Origin of the sequence: Pedobacter kyungheensis, assembly GCF_000812965.1 — a bacterium.
Classification (GTDB): Bacteria; Bacteroidota; Bacteroidia; order Sphingobacteriales; family Sphingobacteriaceae; genus Pedobacter; species Pedobacter kyungheensis.
In genome coordinates this window covers 1-23,312 of sequence record NZ_JSYN01000009.1, presented here as the reverse complement: position 1 = coordinate 23,312, position 23,312 = coordinate 1, and the positions used below count along the sequence as shown (strand labels likewise).

Sequence of the window (23,312 nt, the reverse complement as noted above, 5' to 3'; positions counted from 1 at the left end):
TACGACACCAAGCTATATTTTTGCCACGGAGACACGGAAAGCACGGAAAAACATTCCTGTTAATCTGAGAATCTGTGCTAAAAAATAAGATTAAAGAAAATTAAAGGACCCGTAGCAGTAAACCTTTCAGGTATTCACCCTCCGGGAATGAAATCCTAACCGGGTGATCTTCAGGCTGGCAGAATTGTTTAATAATCTGCACTTCTTTACCTGCATCGAGTGCTGCCCAGGCAATAATCTGTTTAAATGTTTCGATATCTACAGCACCAGAACAAGAGAAAGTAGCCAAAAGACCTCCTTTTTCTAACAATAACATGCCTAAACGGTTTAAATCTTTGTAAGCCCTGGCTGCACGATCTAAGGCAGAACGCGAAGGTGCATATTTTGGTGGGTCGAGTACAATAACATCGAACAGTTCGCCTGCTTCTTTAAAAGCTCTTAACTGTTTATTCACATCCGACTGGATGGCTGTAACTTTATCGCCATCAAATTGGTTCAGTGCTACGTTTTGTTTTAGGGTTTCTACAGCCAAACCAGAGCTATCTACACTAGTAACGGTTGCAGCGCCATTCGCCAAACTGTTTAAGCTAAAACCACCGCTGTAGCTAAAACAATCTAAAACTTTTTTGCCTTTGGTGTAGCTGGCTAAAATACTGCGGTTATCGCGCTGATCGCAGTAAAACCCCGATTTTTGCCCTTCGGCAATATTGATATGGTAGGTAATTCCATTTTCTTTAACCGCTAAAAATTCAGGTGGATTTTCGCCCCAAAGCAAACCATTTTCTACAGGTAAACCTTCGTGTGTACGGGCTGTAGCATCACTTTTATCAAAAATACCTTTAGGCTGCAACACTGTTCTGAGAATCTCTACAATGTCGTTCTTTACCTTTTCAATACCCGAACTTAAAATCTGCAGCGAAAGAAAGTCGGCATATTGATCAACAATTAAACCGGGCAGGAAATCTGCTTCGCTAAAAACCAGTCGGCAGGTGTTGGTCTGCTCGCCCAAAATAAACTGACGTGAGGCAATAGCTTGTTTTAAGCGGTTTTGGTACCAGTTAAAGTCTATGGTTTGTGTTTCATCCCACTCCAGCAAACGAACAGCAACACGCGAGTTGCTGTTGTAATAACCATAGGCCAGAAATTCACGGTCAAAGGCAAATACTTTTACTACATCGCCATCTTCTGGTTTTCCTTTAACTTTTTCCAGCGCACCAGAAAATACCCACGGATGTCTTTGTATTGCTGCTTTTTCTTTGCCCTTTTTTAATGTGATTTCTACCATGCTGCAAAGGTAGCAATTAGTTTGGAGTTGAGCGGTTAGCGTTTGGAATAGCAAAAGCTACAAACCAGCGTACCAACAAGTACCTATAAAAACTTATTTCCTACCTGCTTTGGCATTTTTACCAATTCAGTATCGAGCACCTTGGTTTCGAATTCGGTTACCGGCCTTTTGGCTTCAATCATCGAAATCAGCAATTCGGTGGCTACCTGGCCCATTTCGAAAGCGGGTTGTTTTACTGAAGTTAATGAAGGCGAAAACAGCTCAACCAGGTTTGAATTGGTAAAGCCCGAAATGGCAATATTATGGGCCACTTCCGGATTTGTTTTTTTAAGCGCCATAATGCAACCCGTGGTTAAGCGGTCGCTCGAAATAAAAATCCCGTCAGGTTTAAGTGGCAAAAGTTCTTTAACAGCCTGCTCAAGCTCGGCACTGTGCATGCCTCCATGCTGGCAATACTTAACGAGTTCAGGCTTAAATTCGATGTGATATTTTGTCAGTGCGGCTTTATAACCTCCCAACCGCTCTTTGGTAATTGATAAGTTTTCGGAGTTGGTTAAATGTGCTATGGTTCTTTTGCCCGATAAAATAAGGTGTTCAGTCGCATCAAAAGAGCCCTTAAAGTTATTGGCGATTACTTTATGGGTTTCAAAATCTTCAGGTACCCGATCAAAAAAAACAATGGGTAAGCCCTTGCTATATAAATCCCGCAGGTAATCAATATCCTGAGTTTCTGAAGAAAGTGCGATTAAAAGCCCGTCAATCGAACGCGATGCCAAATGCTCTACGTTGAGCTTTTCCTGCTTATAAGATTCGTGGCTCTGCGAAATAATTACGTGGTAATCTTTATCGTAAGCAATAGATTCAATACCATTTATTACCTGCGAAAAAAAATTGTTGGCAATTTCGCTTACAATAATGCCTATCGAATAACTGCGGCGCTCTTTCAAGCTTCTGGCAATGGGATTGGCCCGGTAATTTACCTTCTCCGCATAGGCCAGTACCAGTTTTTTAGTTTCCTCACTAATTTCGTAACGGTCTCTTAAAGCCCTGGATACTGTTGATGTAGACAGCCCCAAAGCTTTAGCAATATCTTTTATGGTAGATGTTTCAAATCTCATGGTATGTACTTGCGTACAAGTTACGAAAAATATCTTTTACGGGCATTTTGATCCCATTTTTAATAAACGTCGGAAAGACGTTTTTGGGAACGTTTGCACAGATTTTTAGTTAAATTCGGTTTCAAACGGTTTTTAGTTTGTAAAATTGTTACATCAACGTAACCAAATATAAACAAAGTACAACATCCCGAAACTAGAATTATATTCTACATGCAAGCGATTGCATCACTTAAAAAACCAAATATTTTTAAATAATTACATAACTATGAGCAGAGTTTTACTCGTTTTTGCATTTCTCTCGTTTTTTGGATTATCTGGAGCTCAGGCACAAAACCGGCAACTAACGGGAACCGTGAAAGATAAATCTGACGGGCAACCCCTGATTGGTGTTAGCGTATCTGTTAAAGATTCGAAAACCGGAGCCAGCACAGATGCCAACGGTACCTACAAAATTACCATCCCAGGCAAAGGAGCTACCTTAATTTTTACTTATGTGGGTTATAAAACCAAAAGTGTTACGGTAGGCGATCAAAGTAAAATGGACGTCACCCTGGAAGAAGATGCCAACACCTTACAAGAGGTTACGGTAAATATTGGTTATGGCTCAGTACGTAAAGAAGCTTTAACCGGTTCGGTTTCGTCGGTTACCGGCAAAGATATTGAGCAATTCCCGGTAAGTACAGCCGCTCAGGCCCTGGCCGGTAAACTGGCAGGGGTATCGGTTACCACTACCGAGGGTAGCCCGGGTGCTGAAATTGTGATAAAAGTACGTGGCGGAAGCTCACTTACGGGCGATAACTCCCCGCTCTATATAGTTGACGGGATTCAGGTAGAAAATGCCTTATCGATCTTATCGCCAAACGAAATCCAGTCTATCGATGTGTTAAAAGATGTGGCCTCAACTTCTATTTATGGAAGCAGAGGTGCCAACGGAGTTGTGATTATTACAACCAAAAGCGGCAAAAAAGGTAGGCCAATTGTTTCTTTTGATGCCTACGCAGGCGCCAGACAGATTGTAAACGAACTGGATGTAATGAACCCTTACGAGTTTGTGAAATACCAGTACGAACTTTATAATAACAATACCAGTCAGGATGTGAAAGATACCTTTACCAAGAAATATGGTACTTTCGAAGATCTGGATATTTACAAAAACATCCCGAATATCGACTGGCAGGATAAAGTTTTCGGTCGCCAGGCCTGGAGCAATACCGAAGTGTTAAACCTTGCAGGCGGAACATCGAAAACCACTTACAATGTTTCGGTAAACAATACCAAAGAGGATGGCATTATGCTAAACTCGGGCTACAGAAGAACTTTTGCTTCGGTGCGTTTAGACCATAAATTTTCGGATAAATTAAGGGTTGGCCTTAATGCCCGTTACAGCCGTCAGCGTGTTGATGGGGTAGGTACAACCTCTACCGGATCGCAGGGTACCAACCGTTTAAGAAATTCGGTGCGCTACCAACCTTATTCTGGTGGTTCTGATTCAGGCGACTTATTCGATGCCGATTATTTAACAACCGGATTAACCAATCCAATTACCTTAGCCAATCAGGAGCTGAAATACGATTACCGCAATGATTTAATCAGCAGTGGTTATGTGCAGTATTCAATCCTTAAAAACCTGACCATTAAAAGTACCGTAGGATACAACAGAACCAACAGGCACGTAAATGTTTTTAATGGTCCGGTAAGTAATGTGGCGCGTAACAATGCCGGTTTACCTGCTATTCAACTTGATACGGTTGCCCAAAAATCGTTCATCAATACCAATACTATCAATTACAAACCCAATTTAGGTAAAGATCATAGCCTCGATTTATTGGTGGGGCAGGAAATCAACATGGTTGATGTCGATTCGAGAAGTACCGTACTTAAGTTTTTACCTATCGATATTTCGGCAGAAGATGCCTTTGTTAGTTCGGCACCAGCAAATACCATTCAAGACCGTCCTACCTCTTTAATTTCGGGCACCAGACAGTTTTCGATATTCGGCAGGGCTTCTTACGGTTTTAAAAACAAATATCTGGCTACAGTAAATTTCAGAACCGATGCTTCATCGCTATTTGCGGCAGGAAAACAATGGGGCTATTTCCCTTCTGCACAGGTAGCCTGGAGGGTAACTGAAGAAAAATTCATCAAAGACCTTAACCTGAACTGGCTGGATAACTTTAAAGTGAGAATGAGTTATGGTGCTGCCGGGAACAACCGCATTGGCCAGGATTTATTCAGAACCTTGTTTTACCTGAGTTCTACTACAGGTGGTTATGCCGAAACTGACGCATCGGTTTCAACAGGTTTAATTTCAGGTACAGCAACGGGCAATATCCTGTCGAACCCAAACATTACCTGGGAAACCAACATTTCTAAAAACCTGGGTATCGATATCGATCTATTCAAAAATAAATTGTCCCTTAATTTAGATTATTACGATAACCGCACCAAAAACCTGCTATTAAATGCCAACGTTCCACAAACTACGGGCTATTCTACCCAGCAGCAAAACGTGGGTAAAACCCAGAATACAGGTTTTGAGTTGCAGTTAAACTATCAGGCTGTTAAAACCAAAAATTTTAGCTACAATACCAGCTTCAACATTTCATTCAACCGGAATAAAATTGTTGAACTGCAAAATGGTGTAAGTTCTTACATCACGCAATCGGGCTGGGTAAACAGTCTGGGCGATTTTAAAGTAGAGGTAGGTCAGCCCGTTGGCCAGTTTTACGGTTTCGTATCAGACGGACGTTATACTGTTGATGATTTTACCTATGTGCAAAATACCACAACAGGCGCTTATACCTATACCCTTAAACCAACCGTAGCCAACAGCAGGGTATTATTGGGTAACCGCGATCCGCAGCCTGGCGATATGAAAGTGAAAAAACTCTCTTCATCATCAAGCATGATGATTGGCGACGATGACAGAACCGTGCTGGGTACTGCTCAACCGAAATTTACAGGAGGTTTTAACAATCAGTTTGCCTATAAAAACTTCGATTTAACAGTATTTGTAAACTTTAGCTACGGCAATAAGGTGTACAATGCCAACAAGTTAGAATTTACCTCGCAATACAACGTTAAAGACAACAATTTACTGGCAGTGATGAACGACAGGTGGCAGAATTTTGATGCCAATGGCGTAAAGGTAACTGATCCGACTTTGTTAACAGCCATGAATGCCAATACAACCTTATGGACACCAACGGGAGGAAACTATGCTTTAACCTCTTACGCAGTTGAAAGTGGCTCTTTTTTAAGAATCAGCAATGTAACCCTTGGTTATAGCTTACCACAAAGCTTAATTAAAAAAACAGGCTTTATTTCAAAGCTAAGGGTATACGGAACGGTTAACAATTTGTACACCATAACGGGTTATACCGGTTACGATCCGGAAGCCAATACCCGCCGTTCAAATCCGCTTACACCAGGTATCGATTATGCCGCTTATCCGCGCAGCAGATACATCCTGGCTGGTATTAACATGGTATTTTAACCTCAACATTAAAGAAAATGAAAAATAAATTGATAAAATCGGCTTTAATGGTAATTGCTGTTGGAGCATTGAGTATAACCACTTCCTGTAAAAAATATTTAGATGTACAATCGCCTTCCACTTCATCGCCTGATGTGGTTTTCGAAAGTACTGCAAACACCAATGCTGCGATTATAGCGGTGTACAACCGTTTATGTGGCGATAATGGCTACGGCAGCCGGATTTCGACCTTATTTGGCCTTACCGCCGACGATTTTAAAACCTCAGGAAGTTACAGTTCTTCTGACAGGAGGGGAATTAGCATGTACGGGGCAAGTTCAGACAATACCGACTTGATTAACCCATTTTTACAGTTGTATGCCGGCGTAGAGCGTGCCAATATCTGCATCAAATTTATTCCGGCCTCAAAGCTTTATGCCAACGGCTCTGATGCAGAAAAAGCAACTATGCAACGCTACTATGGCGAAGCATTGGCTTTAAGGGCACAATTTCTTTATGAGTTGATCCGCAACTGGGGCGATGTACCGGCATCATTTGTGCCATCGGCAGATGCTGAAACCCTCTACGGCCCAAATGTAGACCGCAATAAAACCTACGACCAGATTATTGCCGATTTAAGAATGGCCGAAGATCTGGTACCCTGGAGAAGTGGCATCACAGAATACGGTAGCTTCCGTTTTACCAAAGGCGCCATTAAAGGTTTAAGGGCCCGTATTGCATTGGCAAGAGGTGGTTATTCGTTAAGATCAGCCAGCCATACCATGGAGCGCAGTGCCGATTACTTAACCTATTATAAAATTGCAATGGACGAGTGTCTCGACCTGATGAACCACCGTTCAGAGCATAACATCAATCCTGTTTATGAAAATGTGTTTAAAAGCCTGCATACCACTACCCGCAACGATGATGCGCATGAATTGATGTTTGAAGTGGCTGCCTTTGGTGGTAATGCTGCTACCGATAGCAAACTGGGCTATTACAATGGCATCCGTTTTAACTCAGCCTCTACTTTCGGGTCGGGTGGAGGTGGCATGAATGCCATCCCAACCTACTTTTATGAATTTGATGTAACGAAAGATTGCCGCAGAGATGTAACCATTGGTGTTTTCGAAATTACGGCAACTTCTAAAAAAATCATCAATACTTTGTTTAATATGACGGATGGTAAATTCCGTAAATCGTGGACTGCCTTCAACGGCTCATCAGCAGCACAGAATTTTTCGATCAACTGGCCTATTTTACGCTTTTCAGATGTATTGCTGATGTATGCCGAGGCTGATAACGAAATTAATGGCGCACCATCTGCCGCAGCAATTAATGCTTTGCAGGAAGTGCAAAAAAGAGCTTATGCAGGTTTTGAAAGCCAGATTCCGGCAACACCAACAGATAAAACCGGTTTCTTTAATGCCATTGTTAAAGAGCGTTTATTGGAATTTGGTGGCGAAGGTATCCGCAAGTACGACCTAATTCGGTGGAATTTACTGGCCAGCAAATTTGATGAAACACGCACCAAAATCCGCGCTTTAATTGCCGGCACAGGCGATTATGCCAGCGTACCCAATTACATTTATGCCAAAGAAGGCAATTATTTACTTGGAACCAGTGTAAACGAAGTGGCTACGCTCGATCTTTATGGAGGTGTTCCGAATAATGTATTTGTTTCTCCGGGTTTAAATACTTCTTCTGCACCAACCGGCTATACCACCAAAAACTGGCGCAAAGCGGTAACTGAAGAAAACTCGATTACCAGCACTTCAACAGGTATTGCCTACTACTTCGAAGCCAACAAAAAGGAGCTTTTCCCTTACCCGAAAACGACGTTAATTGAAAACCCAAACATGGTTCAAAACTTTGGTTATTAATAAGAGTATTATGAAAAAAATTATAGATCAACTGGGATTTAAACTGATGATGTTATCGCTGATGGCTTTGGCGATTGCTTCTTGTAAAAAGGAAGACGATGTGCCTGCAGAACCGGCGAGGATATTTAAACCGAGCGATGTTAAAATTACCTCAGGCGAAACTTCGGCCAAATTAACCTGGACCTTACCGCTTATGTCGACAGGTAAAACTCTGAAATACAGCGTTGATTTCTCGACCGATTCGCTATTCGCGACGGTAAACTATACCACCACAACCGACACAGCAGGAGTAACCGTAACCGACGATAACCTGGCGGTAAGAACAAAATATTATGCCAGGGTTAAGGCCACTGCAACTGAGAGTCAGCCCGAATCGAAATACGTGCGCAGCAGTGCCTTTCAGTTAACCGGTATCCAATTGTTTTCGGCTATCAGGGATAATGAAATTAAAGAAACCTCGGCAAAATTGTATTTCGCTAAAACTGCAGGTTTGACTTCTATAGTATTAACCCCTGCTACAGGTGCTGCTGTAACTGTTCCATTGAGCAACAGTGAGGCTACTGTTGATGGTTTTAAAGCCATTACCGGTTTAACTGCAGGCACCAAATATACTGCCGAACTTTTTGCAGGCACCAAGAGCAAAGGCCTGGTTACCTTTACCACACTGGCACCTACGGTTTATACCGTGAAATTAAACCCTGGAGATGATCTGGCCGCAGCAATTAGTAATGCTGCAAATGGCGCAGTAATCGGGTTAAACCCGGGCACCTACAACCTATCGGCTGCTTCGACATTCATTACCCAAAAAACCATTACCCTTAAATCTACCTCGGGTGAGCCTAAGGATACCAAAATAAATTTTAAAGAATTTGATATCGAAGGTACAGGAGCAGGGGTAACTTTTTCGGGCATCGAATTTGATGGAACAGCAGGTGCCTCATTGTACTTCATCAACTTTATCGGCTCGCAGGCTTCAAATGGGGCAGCAGCAACCTTTACCAATGTAACCGTTGATAATTGTATTGTACACGGCTCTACTACTTCGTTTTTACGTGGCGACAGGGGAACAGCGGCGCGGGATTTTAAAATAACGGCTATCACGGTTAACAACTCTATTGTTTACGATATGGGCGCCAATGGCTCATCGGCCTATTACACTTTCCACGTAAACAAAATGCAGTTCAATACATTAACGGTATCGAAATCGACATTTTACAATGCAGGTCCGGGTTTGGTAACAGCAAGTACTACTTACACCGGCGATGTGATCCCAACAGTAGCCATTAGCAATTCTACCTTTAATGGTTTTGGTGGCAATGCCAAATATGCGCTGTTAGATGCAAGTGCAAATCCGATTAATTTCACCATCGTAAACAGTATTTTGGCCAATACACCAAAATCAGGAACGGTTAACGCTGCCGCCATCAGAGGCACAGGAGCAGGCAGTACCCTGAAAATTTCGAACAGCAATTATTTCAATCTATCGAGTGCGCTAACGGGTGGTATCGCTTTAACTTTTGGTACAGCTACCCTTGCCAGCAACCAAAGTATCAACATAGGCTGGACAGCCACCACTACCGATTTTACATTGCCTGCAGGCTCCGTTTTAAGAACTGCCGGAAGTACGGGCGGACCAATAGGCGATCCACGCTGGACATATTAATTATTTTTTAAGGGCAGGTTTACATCCGCCCTTTTTTATTGAAATTTATAGCAAAGCAGTTTACCGATCAAATGAAGAAATTTATCCTTATCCATTTTGCTCTTACCTTACTTTTTTGCATCGGCTTATCTCTTCAGATTTACGCGCAAGACCCTAAATATCCCGCCACACTTACCGTTTCGAAAGATGGCAGCGGAAATTACAAAACCATACAGGAAGCTGTTAACTCGGTGCGCGATTTAGGTGAAAAGGAGGTTAAAATTTATGTCAAAAATGGCATCTATAAAGAAAAACTGATTATTCCATCCTGGAAAATCAAAATTGCCATTATTGGCGAAAGCGCCGAAAATACCATCATCACCAACGATGATTATTCAGGCAAAACCTATCCCGGAGGTAAAGATGCTTTTGGTCTCGATAAATTTAGCACCTATACCTCGTTTACCGTATTGGTACAGGGCAACGATATCCGGCTAGAGAATCTAAGTATCATCAATGCCGCTGGTCGTGTGGGGCAAGCCGTTGCACTACATGTTGAGGGAGACCGTTTTGTGGCTAAAAACTGCAGGTTTCTAGGCAATCAGGATACCTTATACGCCGCTATCGAAAATAGCCGCCAGTATTACCAGAACTGCTATATTGAAGGCACTACCGATTTTATCTTTGGCAAAGCAACCGTTGTTTTTGATCAATGCACCATTAAAAGCTTAACCGATTCTTACGTCACGGCTGCCTCTACTTCTGCCAATCAGCCTTTTGGCTTTGTTTTTATGCATTGCAAGCTCATTGCCGATCCGGCTGTAAGCAAAGCTTATCTTGGCCGTCCATGGCGCCCCTATGCCAAAACGGTTTTGATGTACTGCGATTTAGGCAAGCATATCTTACCCGTAGGCTGGAACCCCTGGAAAGGCGACAAGATGTTCCCGGATAAAGAGCAAACGGTATTTTATGCCGAATATAAAAATACCGGTGCGGGAGCATCGCCCCAAAGCCGCTTAAGCTGGACAAAGCAGCTGAGCGATAAAGCCGCAAAAAATTATACCCTTAAAAACATCCTCAGCGGGAAAGACAACTGGAACCCCAACACCAATTAATGAACCATGAAAAATAAATTTTACCTGGCATTTGCACTTGCCGTATTAACGGTTACCCTATCCTTTACACTGATTCAAAAGAAAACTACGCTGTACATTATCGGCGATTCTACAGCGGCTAACAAAGATCCCAAAACCTACCCCGAAACAGGCTGGGGCATGGCCTTACAAGCTTTTTTTAAGGCAGATGTTACGGTTGATAACCGCGCACTAAACGGCAGAAGCACCAAATCTTTCCGTGCAGAAAAACGCTGGGATCCTATTCTGGCGCAGCTGAACCCTGGCGATTATGTTTTTATTGAATTTGGTCACAACGACGAAAAAGTAGATAAACCCACAGTTGGTGTTTCACTGGCTGATTTTAAAACCAACCTGATTAATTACGTTAAAGAAACGAGGAGTAAAAAAGCTTTGCCTGTATTGCTTACACCCATTTCGAGAAGAAGCTTTAAAAATGGTGTTTTAATCGATTCGCATGGCGATTATCCGCGCATTACCCGTCAGGTAGCCGATTCGTTGCAGGTACCTTTAATTGATATGCTGGCTAAAACCGAAAGTTTGTTAAACCGTTTGGGCGAAGAGCCATCAATCAAACTATTTAACCATGTTGATTCGGGCAATGTAAACTATCCCAACGGCAAGAAAGATAATACCCATTTAAGCCCTGAAGGCGCCAAACAGGTGGCTGGTTTAGTAGTAAAAGGAATAAAAGAGCTGAAATTAGATCTGGCCAAAAAGCTGAAATAAGGGCAGCAACGTGCTTTTAACCGTTTGCAATGGTAATCGCAGCGTTAAAATAAAAGTTCGGTACAAGGCACTAAAAATATAATGGCTAATATTGCAGCAATGAATACCGGCTTATACAATCCTTTCCAAAACTTCGATTTTTTATATAAAGTCTGCTTTTTAAGTGGCAAAACCTTTAATACGCCTGTTCTCCAGGTACCATTAATCCCGAAATGGTTATTGGCGCAGGCGGGCTTAAGCGGCGAGGAACAAATCCAGTTTTTAGACGAGAGTATCCGGTCGTACAATAGCCTGGTTATTCCGGTAAACAGCGAAGTAAACGAGCAGTTTTTAAATCCGCTGGAAGATAAAATAGAAGCGGCCTTTGCCAAAGGTTATGCTGCTGTTTCGGCCCTGCCCGAACTGGATTTATTTAACTGGATCGGCAAGTTTTTATATGGCTTTGTGTACATCGAAATGCATGCTGCACTGCGCAAGGAAATGACTGCCGATGGCTTAAACATGTCGCAATCGTTAATGATGAAATTCGCCAACCTGAATTTCATGATGCAGAATTTGTACACCAGTCTCGAGTTTGAAGATTTTACACCTTGGTCTATCACGGTCGTTAAACTCGAAAACGAAGAAACCCCTTTCAGTTTCCGCGATGAGATTAATACGCTTACTTTTTCGTTAAAGCTGAAAGATTTCGGGATTATTGCCTGCCTGCAGGACAACGGAACCAATAAACGCTACCATCAGGAAATTGTAGACCAGATTGCCGGAAAAAGCTTAACTGCAGAGCAGTTTGAAGAGGTAACAGCCCGTTTTTATTATTCGGCCTATCTGTTTAACCGTTTGCCCGAATATACTTTTATGCCCGTTGATGGCACCACTTACATTGAAGCCATGCCTTTACGTGGCAACATGAGTAAACCATTGTTTGATGTTTGGCAGCATAAAGTATATGCGCAAGTGTTAGAAAACTTCTGGAAACCATGGGGTTATGTGGTGTTCGAAATTATTAAAAACCCCGAGCAGCCGATGAGCTTCTTCGAAAACCCGTGTTTGCCGAATGCGGGGTAGATCACTTAGTTTTTTACCGCAAAGCACACAAAGAAAAAGCACGAAGTACGCAGAGCGAAGTGGATTGTCATTCTGAACGAAGGGAAGAATCTCATTCTACAAGTTAAATTATCTGTCTATTTTTTAACCGCAAAGTACACAAAGAAAAAGCACAGAGCACGCAGAGCAAAGTGGGTTGTCATTCTGAACGAAGGAAGAACCTCATTCCATAAGTTAAACTACCTGCCTATTTTTTTACCACAAAGCTCACAAAGAAAAAGCACGAAGTACATAGAGCAGGAAGTATAATTATATTGAGCACGGCATCAAACTCATTTTCTCTGTGTAAACTCAATGGTATCTGTGGTTAAATTGTTTTCGCAATTCCATCTCACATATTCCATTTTACATCCTGCATTTTTCATTCTCCCGCAGATTAAACAGATAAGCGCAGAATCAAACTCGTTTCCCTCTGTGCAAACTCAATGTCCTCTGTGGTTAAATTGATTCCGCAATTCCATCTTACATTTTACACCTCCTTACCTCGATCCGGTTAGCAGGGTAAAGAAATTCTGCAATATCCCGGGAACAAAAATAATGGTAAAAATTAAGCCGGTTAAAGCCCCGAAAAAGTGCGCATCGTGGTTAATGCCATCGCGCGAGTTTCTGGATGCATAAGCACAATAAATCAGGTAAATGATGCCAAAAATCCATGCCGGAATCCCAATTGGAATAAACATAATTGAAATCTTCGATGTTGGGCTAAACAAAATAAAACTGAATAAAACCGCACTTATCGCTCCCGAAGCGCCCAAGCTGTTGTAGTTAAAATGATCTTTATGTTTAAAAATGGTGGGCAAATCACTTAAAATTAAAGCCAGAAAGTACAATAACCCAAATTTAAAGCTGCCCAACAACTGTTCTAAAGTAAATGCAAAGGCCACAAAAGTAAACATGTTAAAAAACAGGTGCATCCAATCGGCATGGATAAGGCCACTGGTAATTACCGTCCACACCTTATGCCCCTTGGATACGCTGTAAGGGTGCAACATAAACTTACCGTAAATGCTATGATCGTAAAAGGCATAAAGGCTCGTAATAATGGTAAAAACAAAAATTAACGAGGCAACTGGTGCCATATTGAAATACTCCATCTGGGTTATTTTAAATCTAGTTGGACATCGGTAAGCAAACGTGCTACCGGATATCTGTTATGTGTTTTTTCGTAATAATCAGAATTTTTATACACAAAGTCAAGTTGTGCAGGCCCATTCTTCGCAAAATCGCCATCCGAAGCCTTTTTAGCCTCCAGCTTAGCCTTTAAATCCGGATTTTTCTTCAATAATTCTGCGGCTGTATCTTCAAAAACATAAGCCGAATAATGTTCTTTCATATCCAGAATCGAATCGAAAAAATTCCAGTTAAAATAAGAATCAGTAGCCTGTGGCTCCAGAGTTTCTACAATATAACGGTTGCAGGGCTGGTTTACGTACACCACAAAATCTCCGGCATAATACTGCAGGTTTTGTTTTACAGGGTTCAGTTTTACTGCCGAATGCAGGTAATGCCCTTCGTAAGGCCTGGTACCCGTTTTAAAATCACCAATATAATAACTTTCTACCGCTATTTTCTGGTCGGCCTTTATTTCCCTCAGTTTTACACCATTTAATTTCAGCAGGTTAATTACCCTATCCCATGCTTTTGGAATGATGTAAGCAATGGGTTTTTGTACGGTAATAGCCGGCTCAAATTTATTCCACTCTTTAATTGTTTTGGTATAAGGTTTACTTCTGTCGTAATACAAACGGTCTGCTCCACTTACCTCGCTGGGCTTTTGTCCGGCTTCAAATCCCTTAAACTGCAATTCATTTACTTCGCTTTTATTCAGTTTCCAATCCAGCGGAAACTCCTGCTGCGCTGCTACAAAAGCATCTGCTTTTTGCTTATTCTCGCCAATAACACTGGCATCGCGTGCTACGATATCTACGTAAGCCTGCAAAAGTTTATAGGTGGCATCAACGCGTAAATCGTACGATTTTAACATGTGTGTTTCGGGCATAAAGCCAATGGTATTGTGCAGCGTAGTATAACCCGTTGAATAGCGTGGCGATTCGATAAAACCCGTAATCCCACTTTCGGGTGTTTCGCCAATCGAGTTAACATAAGGAATCATCGGGTAACCTTGCTGTTCCATACGCTTATATAAGTCCGGCACCAGCGTTTGGGTTAAATAATCAGACAGGATGCCGTTCAGCTTATCCTTCTGGGTAGGAATAAGTGTCATCACATATTGATAATCGGCTCCGTTACTCGTATGCGTATCTACAAAGATTTCGGGCTGCCAGGTGTTGAAAATCAATTGAAAAGCAGCCGAATTTTTAGAGTCTGTTTTAATGAAATCCCTGTTCAGATCGAGATTTTTACTGTTACCCCTAAACCCGTAAGCAACCGGCCCGTTTTGGTTGGCCCTTGAGGTGCCTGTACGGTTAAAACTTCCATCGATATTATACAGCGGAATGATGGCAATCACCACATTCTTTGGTATTTTGTTGCCTTTAATCAGGTCGCGCGCCAGCATCATCGAGGCATCAATACCTTCGGGTTCTCCCGGATGAATACCATTATTAATGAGCAGGATCCGTTTATTGCTTTTCCGGATTGCCGCCGGATCGAAAACCTTATCTTTCGACAAAACCAACAGGTGCAGCGGTTTGCCAAAATCAGTACTTCCGTAACTCAGCAGTTTAGCCTCCGGACAGCCCTTAACCAGGTTTTGATAATAAGCAATAGCAGCGGTATAGGTTGTGGTTTCTTTCTTTCCGCTAAGCTCGAATGGCGTTTTTTGTGCCTGCACTTTTATCCCCAAAAATAAAAAGCAAAGCACAAAGTATTTTTTCATAGTATAAATTGATGTGAGTGATATAAACCTAACCTCAGCAGGCCTGCAAGCCAGAAGAAGCTGTTGTTAAAGCGTTTTGCGATAAGATTTAATCTTTCCGAAAAAGTATCTGAATCCGATGGTATAGGCATTATACACATCAGGAGAATAGTTTTTGAACTTAGCACTGGAGTCGTTATAACCATCCAAACCTTCGCCGAAAGTAAAGTTACTCTGCGCATTGATATTGATTACATAACGCATGTAACCATAACCATCTTCGATATAATAATTAAAACCAAAATTAATGGGCACCAGCAGGTTTAAGCTTTTATCCTTACCAGGGAAAGGCCCATAGCCCGGATCATAAGCGGCCCAGCTTGGCTTGTACCTTACAATATCGGTCATTTTGTTGTTAATTACGCCAATACCAGTACCAAAATACAGTCCCCTGATATTGTACAAAAATTCACTTTTATCGTAATCTACGATCTCACCTAACATTAACTTGGCATTAGCCGAAATTGCAGTGTATTGATTAATAAACTGGCGATTATGCGGATCAGTTACGATATCGCCACCCTGTACGCGGCCATATTGGGCCTCTAAACCCAACGTTACAAAAGGAGTAACATGAAAATCGAGCACGCCGTAAGTAGTGTAACCAAAGCTTCCTTTGTACACATCTGTATACGATTTATTGATACCGGCACCTAAACCATATGAAAACTTGAAATAATTGGATTGGGCAAAAGAAAAACTTCCGACAAAAACAAGAAGAACGGTTAAGCAAGTAACTTTCAAGAGGTTCGAAATCATATTGTTTTTTTACAAAAATAATATGATTATTGAATATCTATAACTTTTACCTTTGATTTATGAGTAATTACGACAACTTTAACAAATCTTTAGCACAAAGATTTATCAAATATGCCAAAATAGATACGCAGTCAGATCCGGCTTCACCGACCTGTCCATCTACCCTTAAACAAAAAAATTTAGGGCATGAACTGGTTAAGGAATTGCTCGAAATTGGCATTTCTGATGCAGAAATGGATGAAAACGGCTATGTTTACGGAACCATCCCATCAAATACAGATAAAGTATTACCTGTTATTTTCTTCTGCTCGCACATGGATACTTCGCCCGATTGCAGCGGAGAAAACGTGAAACCGATTATTCATGACAATTATCAAGGGCAGGATTTAGTGTTGCCCGATGATAACAAAATTGTGATCAGAATGTCTGATCATAAAGACTTAAAACACCAGATTGGCAACGATATTATTACCGCCAGCGGAACCACTTTATTGGGCGCCGACAACAAAGCCGGGCTGGCAGAAATTATGGAAGCTGCTGCTTTTTTGATGAAAAACCCGGAAGTAAAGCATGGCACCATTAAGGTTCTTTTTACGCCTGATGAGGAAATAGGCCGTGGTGTTGATAAGGTTGACCTGAAAAAATTAGGCGCAGATTTTGGCTATACCATTGATGGCGAAACCCTCGGATCAATTGAAGATGAAACTTTCTCAGCTGATGGTGCTACCCTTACCATTTATGGCGTAAGTACGCATCCGGGCTTTGCAAAAGGCAAAATGGAAAGCGCCATAAAAATCCTGGCCGAAATTTTAGATAGCCTGCCCAAAGATACCCTTACACCTGAGGCCACCCATCAAAAAGAAGGCTTCATTCATCCGGTAAGTATCAGTGGTCAGGTTGAAGAAGCTGAAGCACAATTTATCATCCGCGATTTTACAGATGAAAAACTGGCACAACACGGGGCCTTTTTAGAAGAAACCATTAGAAAGGTATTGGCAAAATATCCCAAATCGAGCTATAAACTCGAAATTAAGGCTCAATACCGCAATATGAAGCAGATTTTAGATCAACATCCTAAAATTGTGCAGTATGGCATCGAGGCCATTGAAAGGGCTGGGGTAGTGGCCAAACAACAAAGTATCCGCGGAGGCACCGATGGTTCACGCCTTTCGTACATGGGTTTACCATGCCCCAATATTTTTGCCGGCGAGCATGCTTTTCACAGCAAACAGGAATGGGTAAGTGTGCAGGACATGGAAAAAGCGGTACAAACCATTATTAATATTGCTTGTATCTGGGAAGAAAAAGAATAATATTGAGTGGGGTTCTGGAGTTTAAGCAGACTCCAAACCCTCAACTCCAAATTACAAACTAATAAACAGCTTGTCCGATAGCCAGGCTACTGATTTTGCCTTCCTTATTTATTTCGAACTTAAAACAAGTAGTAAAATCGCCCCATTGATCGGAGTGAAAATGCCCGTATACGTGTAGCCCGTTATTTTCAACTTTATCTATTCGGGTAAAACGCTCATGACCCAGTGCTTTTTTAAAGAAATTGTTGAATTTCATCTGGTTGCCATCATCGTAAAAAGCAACTTCAGGGGCGAACAAAGGAAACCAGATTTTTTCATCTCCTTTTTGCAAAGCCATTATTGCGGCTTTTACCTTTGGGTTCGATAATTTTGTTAAATCTACCGGCATAGCACTGTAGTTTTAATGTTGAGCAGAACCAGGTTAAACGCATTGCTTAACATTCAAAATTAAAAAAAAGATATTTTCAAAACACAGCTTATTTATTAATTTAGATTCAAATGATAACTCTGGAGAACGCATACTTAAAAGTTGACTTATCGGCCAAGGGCGCTGAATTACAAGGCTTATACAATAAAGGAACCAATATCGAATACCTTTGGAATGGGGATTCAAAATATTGGGGCAAGCACAGTCCGGTATTGTTTCCGATTGTAGGTTCTTTGAAAAACAACAGTTTTAATTATAAAGGTAAAAATTATGAATTGCCACGTCATGGTTTTGCCCGCGATTATGTTTTTGACATTGAACGTGCTACGGAAACGGAAGCTGTTTTTACTTTAACCCAAAATGCCGAAACCTTAAAAGTTTATCCGTTTTATTTTGAACTGAAGCTGAAATATACTTTAAGAGACAGTAAATTGAACCTAACTTATGAGGTAATTAATACTGGTGCTGATGAGCTGCTCTTTTCTATCGGGGCGCATCCGGCCTTTGCAGTTCCCAATACGCCTGACACCACTTACGAAGATTACTACCTCGCTTTTAATGCCGACCAAAAGTTAACCTTCTGGAAACTGGAAGATGGCCTGGTGGCTGATGAAACTGAAACCATCGAATTGAATGCACATAAGCTAAACCTTAAACACGAGTTGTTTTACAATGATGCACTGGTGTTTAAAAACTTACAAAGCAATTGCATCAGTTTATTAAATACTAAAAACGACTCGGGCTTACATTTTCATTTCGAAGACTTCCCTTTCTTTGGTATTTGGGCAGCCCTCGATGCACCTTTTGTTTGTCTGGAGCCCTGGTGCGGCGTAGCCGATGGCGTAAACCACGATCAGGATCTGGAACGAAAAGAAGGCATAATCAGACTTGAAGCCGGTAAAAACTGGGAACGATTTTGGGAAGTGGAGTGTTTTTAACGCCGAAATCGTCACCCTGATCCGATAGCTATCGGATTCGTTTCAGGGTCTCTTCAAGTACAGGATGCTGAACGCCAATAACTACCCGGCATACTTATCTTAAGCCCACAACCAGAGAGGTGCTAAAACACCTGTCCGATCGTCCGGGCGGAAGTTCAGCCGGCGACAAGAAATAAACGCTCATTTCTTAATCTAGTTTAAGAAAAATGTGAGTGGCAGGTATTAATTTGCTGTTTAAACAATTATCACTCAAAATGAAAAACAGCACACATTTTCCGCAATTATTTCTTCGCCTTGCCCTGGGTATAGGTTTTATATTACCTGTTATGGATCGCTTTGGTTGGTTAGGAGCGCCGGGAAACCCAACAGTTGGCTGGGGCAACTGGAGCATATTTTTAGATTACACCAATTCATTAATGCCTTACCTGAGCAGGCCATTGGCCAATATTATGGCTATAATTGCCACTGCCGGCGAATTGATTTTTGGTGTTTTGCTTATTATCGGCTACAAAATAAGGCTTGCTGCAATAGGAAGCTTTCTGCTTACCCTGATGTTTGCACTCTCTATGCTATTTTTCGCAAATTACAGAGCGCCGTTTAATTACTCTGTTTTTGTAGTAAGTGCATCAAGCTTGTTGCTGGCCACCATCCCTAATTACAGATGGGCTTTAGAAGCAAACCCATAACATTAAGTAACAACAAGCTACAATTTAGTTACCGACTCGCAAACTTCCGTGTAGTAAAAACCCTTACACCCTTTAGGGTATTTTTACCTTTTAATTTGTTCGTAACATGTTGATAACTATATTTATACCGTTAAGATTAAATCAACGGGACGATTTAGATTAAAACAACAGGAGTCTTTCAGCAATGGAAGACTTTTTTATTTTAAAAAAAACACGCTCCGGGGAGCGTGTTCATTTAAATATTTTCGGGACGATTGAGAAGTTATTTAAAATTATTGTTTAAAACCCTCATTACAAATATCATAAAGATAACTGAGCTATTCCCGTTCAGTTTTGTTCATCCGAAAAATAATAATTTATGCGCAAATGTTCGCCAAAATGAACAAAGCCTGTAACCGGAGTTATTCATCTCCCTGCATTTGGACATTGTCAAAAGGTCAAAAAACACCCTTAATTTTGTCTCAACCGCCCCCATTTTAACCCTGCTTAAGTCCGTAATTTAGTGTAAACAAAACGAAAAACATTATGGCAACAATGCACCCTTATTTAAACTTCGATGGCAAGGCCGAAGAAGCTTTTAATCACTACAAATCTGTTTTTGGTGGTGAGTTTACCTTTTTTGCAAGAATGGGCGACGCACCAGAAAGCGACAAACTCTCTGAAGCAGAAAAAAACCGTGTAATGCATGTAGCACTTCCAATTAATGAGCACACCATTTTAATGGCCTCAGATTGTGTACCCTCTGCAGGTCATGTACTTAACGAAGGAAACAATATGTACATTAATTTACAGGCCGAAAGCCGTGAAGATGCCGACCGCCTGTTCAATGGCCTTTCGGCAGGAGGAACGATTGAAATGCCTATGGCCGATATGTTCTGGGGCGATTATTTCGGCAGTTTTAAAGATCGGTTCGGTATTCAGTGGATGGTTAATTTTACTAACAGAAGATAAAACAAGTTAATTTCAGTATAAGGCACTCGCTAAAGCGTTAAACGGCTCAATGTTTCTCTGGTTACGCCGAGATAAGAAGCGATCAGACTTTTCGAAATCCGCTTTTGTAAAGATGGGTATTGGTTACTCCACTGTTTATAGCGCTCACCCGCGTTATTACTCAACAGGGCCAATACCCGTTTTTGTAAAGCCATATTTCCTGTTGTATATTTTTTCCTGAAAAAGTACTCCATCTTGCGCGATGATGCACAAAGCTTTTCTTTGTTCTCGAAAGTAATGGAAAGCGTCTCGGTATCTTCAATGCAATCTACATTTAAAGTTGCGGGTGTTCCGGTATTAAAAGCATTCGGATCTGAGAACCACCATTCCTCCATGGCCAGTTGCAAAATATATTCTTTGCCTTCATCGTCGGTATAGGAAGATTTAACAATTCCCTTTAACACAAAATGCTCCTGATGAGCCGTATCGCCAGCCTGTATGATGTACTGGTGTTTTTTATATTTCCGCTTTGTAAAGAAAGATTCGGCTTGTTTAAATTCCTCGTCGGTTAAACTAACAATCTGCTCAATGTGCGCCCTGAAAAAATTTGCTTCCATATTTTTAATACCCGCCCAAATGTAATATTTATTCAAGATTTATGGCAGAGCCCGATCTTCCAATCGGGCCTCGGTGTGACAATCATCACAATAAAATAGTGATGTATGTCCTTTTAAAGCAAACTGGCATTGCATTATTTTGCAGCACACAAACACACAAAACCTAAATCAACACACAAATGAAACTTAAATTACTGACCGTTTTAGCTGTAATGGGGCTGTTAACTACCGCAAAAGTAAATGCCCAGAGTTTATCCAAAATGAACTGGTTTAACGAACCCGAACAATGGGAAATTAAAGACAAAAATACTTTTAGCTTTTTTGTACCTGCCAAAACCGATTATTGGCGCATTTCACATTATGGTTTTACAGTTGATGATGCTCCTTTTTATTATGCCACTTACGGTGGTGAGTTTGAAGCCAAGGTAAAGATAACCGGCAATTACGTTACTACCTTCGACCAGATGGGCATTATGCTCCGCATTGACGAAGAGAACTGGATCAAAGCAGGTGTAGAATTTGTAAACGGCAAACAAAATGTAAGCGCAGTAGTAACCCATAAAACCAGCGACTGGAGCGTGGTTGAACTCGAAAAAGCACCGCCATCAATCTGGATGAAAGCGGTTAGAAAACTCGATGCAGTAGAAATTTTCTATTCGCTTGATGATAAGAAATACACCATGATCCGCACCTGCTATTTTAAAGATAATTGCCCGGTAATGGTTGGCCTGGTAGGCGCCTGTCCGGATGGTAAAGGTTTTAATGCCGTTTTCGAAAACTTTAAAGTTACCCAAACGCCAGACCAGCGGAGATTGGATTGGGCAAAAAAACAACAAAACTAGCTTCAGCCTTATAAAATTAACCTGGTAAATACTTATTCACAGCCTCTGTCGATACAACCCGGCAGGGGCTGTTGAGTTAAATATCAGTTAGCGCATTCACCAGATCCTTAAAGCTTGGGCGTTTTTGTGGGTCTGCTACCAAACAGTTGTCTCTCAGCATTTCTATAGTTTGCAAAGTTTTTCCGCTAATGGGTTGGCGATAAAGCTTAAGCAAATCATCAAGCAGGTAGCCAAAAGCCAGCACCTCAATCCGCTCTAAAACAAAAACCAGTTCGGTATGAAGCTGATTATAAAAGCTGGCCGCGCCAAAATCGCCAAATAAGGCACTCCCTTCATCATCAATTAAAGTATTGTGGGCGTATAAATCGCCATGCATAATGCCTGCGCTGTGCAATTGCGCGGCCAGTGAGGCAATAATCCGGGCAATGCCTAAAATCTGCTGTTCTGTAAGTATTCGTTCTGCCGGAAACACATCGCGTGTACAACTTTCCAAACTTGGCGGATTACCCAGGTTATAAAAATGATGTGGAATAAGCTCCATCACCAGACCTTTTTTATCATCCGGGTGCAGCGCAATTTGCCCGATCAGGTTAACCAACCCCGGGTGAAAGCCTGCAGCAATGTAGGCCATCATTTCATCTTCAGGCAAGCCATCGCTGGTTACATCGCCTTTAAAAATCTTAACCGCTACTTCCTGAATTTCATCGTTAATGCTATGGTTGGCTTTAGAAATTACTCCTGATGCACCTTCGCCCAGTACATGACTGATTTCCAGATCGTGCCAGTTGATGGCCGAGAGCTTTTCAACCGCCGGAGTTTTGCTAAAGTTATTACCAGAAAAGGCAATCCAGGCCAGTTTTGGCATAGTCGTAATCCATTGAGGTAACTCGTGCAGCTTATTTGCCGCAATACGCAATAAACCCAGGTTTTTACACTGGCTAAGCGTTTCGGGTAATTCTGCCAACCGGTTGCCGGCCAGCATCAGTTTCTCCATGCGTGGGCACTGGCCTATCTCATCGGGCAAGGTGGCAATGTTATTGTTGGTTAAAATCAACCAGCGTAGGTTAGGGTTCAAAGCTTTTGCCGGCACAGTTTCGATCTGATTCGATTTAAAACCTACAATATCCAGCAGCGGGCAATCGGCCAGTACTTCAGGCAATACTTTAAAGTGATTTTCTGAGCAAAAGAAAATGCGCAATTTCTTTAAGCGGCCAAAATCGGGCGGCAGGGCAGATAACCTGTTAAAAGAAAGATCGAGCACTTCCAGCGTATCGGCAAGGTCGAATATTTCTAAAGGAAAATGGCTTAGGTTTTCGGATAGTTTTAATGATACCGCCCCCTGAAGTTCGCCGTTTTGCAGTTGTAATAAGGTTTGCCCCATAATTCGCTTTGATTTAAATTGCCTACGAAGATACCGCTAAATGTTGCAATGAAGTTATTGCGGATGGATTTTATTCATTTGGGGGTACGGCGATGCAAGACATAACGCTATAAGATTGCCTGTCTGCTGCAGGCAGGCTTCGTCGGCTGAAAAAGCCTTCTCGCAATGACGA

The 23,312-nt window shown here is 41.6% G+C and carries 19 protein-coding genes; 11 read left to right on the top strand and 8 right to left on the bottom strand.

The annotated features are described in order from the left end of the window. Positions 1–100 precede the first annotated feature (100 nt). Together OC25_RS09165 and OC25_RS09160 are read right to left on the bottom strand one after the other, a co-directional pair. The gene (locus OC25_RS09165; protein WP_039474702.1) at positions 101–1,285 is read right to left on the bottom strand and encodes a class I SAM-dependent rRNA methyltransferase; all 1,185 of its coding nucleotides are present in this window, start codon (positions 1,283–1,285) and stop codon (positions 101–103) included. An 83-nt stretch (positions 1,286–1,368) separates the two neighbouring features. Further along, entirely contained in the window at positions 1,369–2,403 is a 1,035-nt protein-coding gene (locus OC25_RS09160; RefSeq protein ID WP_039474701.1) for a LacI family DNA-binding transcriptional regulator, read from the bottom strand. 265 nt (positions 2,404–2,668) lie between these two features. On the opposite strand from OC25_RS09160, the gene OC25_RS09155 reads away from it, so the two are divergent. From OC25_RS09155 to OC25_RS09130, 6 genes are all read left to right on the top strand, one after another. Beyond that, entirely contained in the window at positions 2,669–5,899 is a 3,231-nt protein-coding gene (locus OC25_RS09155; protein WP_039474700.1) for a SusC/RagA family TonB-linked outer membrane protein, read from the top strand. A gap of 17 nt (positions 5,900–5,916) precedes the next feature. Beyond that, positions 5,917–7,761, top strand: a complete 1,845-nt coding sequence (locus OC25_RS09150; protein WP_039474699.1) for a RagB/SusD family nutrient uptake outer membrane protein — start codon at positions 5,917–5,919, stop codon at positions 7,759–7,761. A gap of 10 nt (positions 7,762–7,771) precedes the next feature. Beyond that, complete coding sequence (locus OC25_RS09145; RefSeq protein WP_156131439.1) at positions 7,772–9,424, top strand: fibronectin type III domain-containing protein; 1,653 nt, start codon at positions 7,772–7,774, stop codon at positions 9,422–9,424. A gap of 71 nt (positions 9,425–9,495) precedes the next feature. Continuing rightward, positions 9,496–10,518, top strand: coding sequence for a pectinesterase family protein (locus OC25_RS09140; RefSeq protein WP_039474935.1), 1,023 nt, complete (start codon positions 9,496–9,498; stop codon positions 10,516–10,518). 6 nt (positions 10,519–10,524) lie between these two features. Further along, entirely contained in the window at positions 10,525–11,265 is a 741-nt protein-coding gene (locus OC25_RS09135) for a rhamnogalacturonan acetylesterase (protein ID WP_039474694.1), read from the top strand. A gap of 81 nt (positions 11,266–11,346) precedes the next feature. Further along, positions 11,347–12,330 (top strand): hypothetical protein, encoded by a 984-nt coding sequence (locus OC25_RS09130; protein ID WP_082018563.1) that lies wholly within the window; start codon positions 11,347–11,349, stop codon positions 12,328–12,330. A gap of 518 nt (positions 12,331–12,848) precedes the next feature. Here OC25_RS09130 and OC25_RS09125 read toward each other — a convergent pair. The 3 genes from OC25_RS09125 to OC25_RS09115 all read right to left on the bottom strand — a co-directional run bounded on the left by OC25_RS09125 (position 12,849) and on the right by OC25_RS09115 (position 16,006). Next, entirely contained in the window at positions 12,849–13,463 is a 615-nt protein-coding gene (locus OC25_RS09125; RefSeq protein ID WP_039474687.1) for a rhomboid family intramembrane serine protease, read from the bottom strand. Positions 13,464–13,468: 5 nt separating this feature from the next. After that, entirely contained in the window at positions 13,469–15,208 is a 1,740-nt protein-coding gene (locus tag OC25_RS09120) for a M14 family metallopeptidase (RefSeq protein WP_039474684.1), read from the bottom strand. Positions 15,209–15,274: 66 nt separating this feature from the next. Further along, positions 15,275–16,006, bottom strand: coding sequence for a hypothetical protein (locus tag OC25_RS09115; RefSeq protein ID WP_245221946.1), 732 nt, complete (start codon positions 16,004–16,006; stop codon positions 15,275–15,277). Positions 16,007–16,065: 59 nt separating this feature from the next. Between OC25_RS09115 and pepT the strand changes: the two genes are divergently transcribed. Beyond that, on the top strand, positions 16,066–17,319 hold the full coding sequence (gene pepT / locus OC25_RS09110) for a peptidase T (RefSeq protein WP_039474681.1): 1,254 nt from the start codon (positions 16,066–16,068) through the stop codon (positions 17,317–17,319). A gap of 58 nt (positions 17,320–17,377) precedes the next feature. On the opposite strand, the gene OC25_RS09105 is transcribed toward pepT, so the two are convergent. Beyond that, a complete protein-coding gene (locus OC25_RS09105) occupies positions 17,378–17,707 on the bottom strand; it encodes a hypothetical protein (RefSeq protein ID WP_039474678.1) in 330 nt (109 codons plus the stop codon). A gap of 110 nt (positions 17,708–17,817) precedes the next feature. Here OC25_RS09105 and OC25_RS09100 point away from each other — a divergent pair, with 110 nt between their 5' ends. The 3 genes from OC25_RS09100 (at position 17,818) to OC25_RS09090 (ending at position 20,321) form a co-directional block, all read left to right on the top strand. Next, complete coding sequence (locus OC25_RS09100) at positions 17,818–18,684, top strand: aldose 1-epimerase family protein (protein ID WP_039474674.1); 867 nt, start codon at positions 17,818–17,820, stop codon at positions 18,682–18,684. A 254-nt stretch (positions 18,685–18,938) separates the two neighbouring features. Further along, a complete protein-coding gene (locus OC25_RS09095) occupies positions 18,939–19,370 on the top strand; it encodes a DoxX family protein (protein ID WP_039474669.1) in 432 nt (143 codons plus the stop codon). Between the two features lie 525 nt (positions 19,371–19,895). Further along, positions 19,896–20,321, top strand: coding sequence for a VOC family protein (locus tag OC25_RS09090; RefSeq protein WP_039474666.1), 426 nt, complete (start codon positions 19,896–19,898; stop codon positions 20,319–20,321). 29 nt (positions 20,322–20,350) lie between these two features. On the opposite strand, the gene OC25_RS09085 is transcribed toward OC25_RS09090, so the two are convergent. Further along, positions 20,351–20,917 carry a Crp/Fnr family transcriptional regulator gene (locus tag OC25_RS09085; RefSeq protein ID WP_039474663.1) on the bottom strand — a complete coding sequence of 189 codons (567 nt, stop codon included), beginning with the start codon at positions 20,915–20,917 and terminating at the stop codon, positions 20,351–20,353. Positions 20,918–21,096: 179 nt separating this feature from the next. Between OC25_RS09085 and OC25_RS09080 the strand changes: the two genes are divergently transcribed. Then, complete coding sequence (locus tag OC25_RS09080) at positions 21,097–21,759, top strand: DUF1349 domain-containing protein (RefSeq protein WP_039474659.1); 663 nt, start codon at positions 21,097–21,099, stop codon at positions 21,757–21,759. 76 nt (positions 21,760–21,835) lie between these two features. Here OC25_RS09080 and OC25_RS09075 read toward each other — a convergent pair whose 3' ends face one another. Then, the gene (locus tag OC25_RS09075; protein WP_039474655.1) at positions 21,836–23,140 is read right to left on the bottom strand and encodes a leucine-rich repeat-containing protein kinase family protein; all 1,305 of its coding nucleotides are present in this window, start codon (positions 23,138–23,140) and stop codon (positions 21,836–21,838) included. Positions 23,141–23,312: the final 172 nt, after the last annotated feature.

Coding starts and splice junctions, on each gene's coding strand:
- OC25_RS09125 (WP_039474687.1), bottom strand. CDS start 13,463: ATGGAGTATTTCAATATGGCACCAGTTGCCTCGTTAATTTTTGTTTTT.
- OC25_RS09135 (WP_039474694.1), top strand. CDS start 10,525: ATGAAAAATAAATTTTACCTGGCATTTGCACTTGCCGTATTAACGGTT.
- OC25_RS09075 (WP_039474655.1), bottom strand. CDS start 23,140: ATGGGGCAAACCTTATTACAACTGCAAAACGGCGAACTTCAGGGGGCG.
- OC25_RS09115 (WP_245221946.1), bottom strand. CDS start 16,006: ATGATTTCGAACCTCTTGAAAGTTACTTGCTTAACCGTTCTTCTTGTT.
- OC25_RS09150 (WP_039474699.1), top strand. CDS start 5,917: ATGAAAAATAAATTGATAAAATCGGCTTTAATGGTAATTGCTGTTGGA.
- OC25_RS09130 (WP_082018563.1), top strand. CDS start 11,347: ATGGCTAATATTGCAGCAATGAATACCGGCTTATACAATCCTTTCCAA.
- OC25_RS09095 (WP_039474669.1), top strand. CDS start 18,939: ATGAAAAACAGCACACATTTTCCGCAATTATTTCTTCGCCTTGCCCTG.
- OC25_RS09120 (WP_039474684.1), bottom strand. CDS start 15,208: ATGAAAAAATACTTTGTGCTTTGCTTTTTATTTTTGGGGATAAAAGTG.
- OC25_RS09080 (WP_039474659.1), top strand. CDS start 21,097: ATGAAACTTAAATTACTGACCGTTTTAGCTGTAATGGGGCTGTTAACT.
- OC25_RS09155 (WP_039474700.1), top strand. CDS start 2,669: ATGAGCAGAGTTTTACTCGTTTTTGCATTTCTCTCGTTTTTTGGATTA.
- OC25_RS09090 (WP_039474666.1), top strand. CDS start 19,896: ATGGCAACAATGCACCCTTATTTAAACTTCGATGGCAAGGCCGAAGAA.
- OC25_RS09145 (WP_156131439.1), top strand. CDS start 7,772: ATGAAAAAAATTATAGATCAACTGGGATTTAAACTGATGATGTTATCG.
- OC25_RS09085 (WP_039474663.1), bottom strand. CDS start 20,917: ATGGAAGCAAATTTTTTCAGGGCGCACATTGAGCAGATTGTTAGTTTA.
- OC25_RS09160 (WP_039474701.1), bottom strand. CDS start 2,403: ATGAGATTTGAAACATCTACCATAAAAGATATTGCTAAAGCTTTGGGG.
- OC25_RS09165 (WP_039474702.1), bottom strand. CDS start 1,285: ATGGTAGAAATCACATTAAAAAAGGGCAAAGAAAAAGCAGCAATACAA.
- OC25_RS09100 (WP_039474674.1), top strand. CDS start 17,818: ATGATAACTCTGGAGAACGCATACTTAAAAGTTGACTTATCGGCCAAG.
- pepT (WP_039474681.1), top strand. CDS start 16,066: ATGAGTAATTACGACAACTTTAACAAATCTTTAGCACAAAGATTTATC.
- OC25_RS09105 (WP_039474678.1), bottom strand. CDS start 17,707: ATGCCGGTAGATTTAACAAAATTATCGAACCCAAAGGTAAAAGCCGCA.
- OC25_RS09140 (WP_039474935.1), top strand. CDS start 9,496: ATGAAGAAATTTATCCTTATCCATTTTGCTCTTACCTTACTTTTTTGC.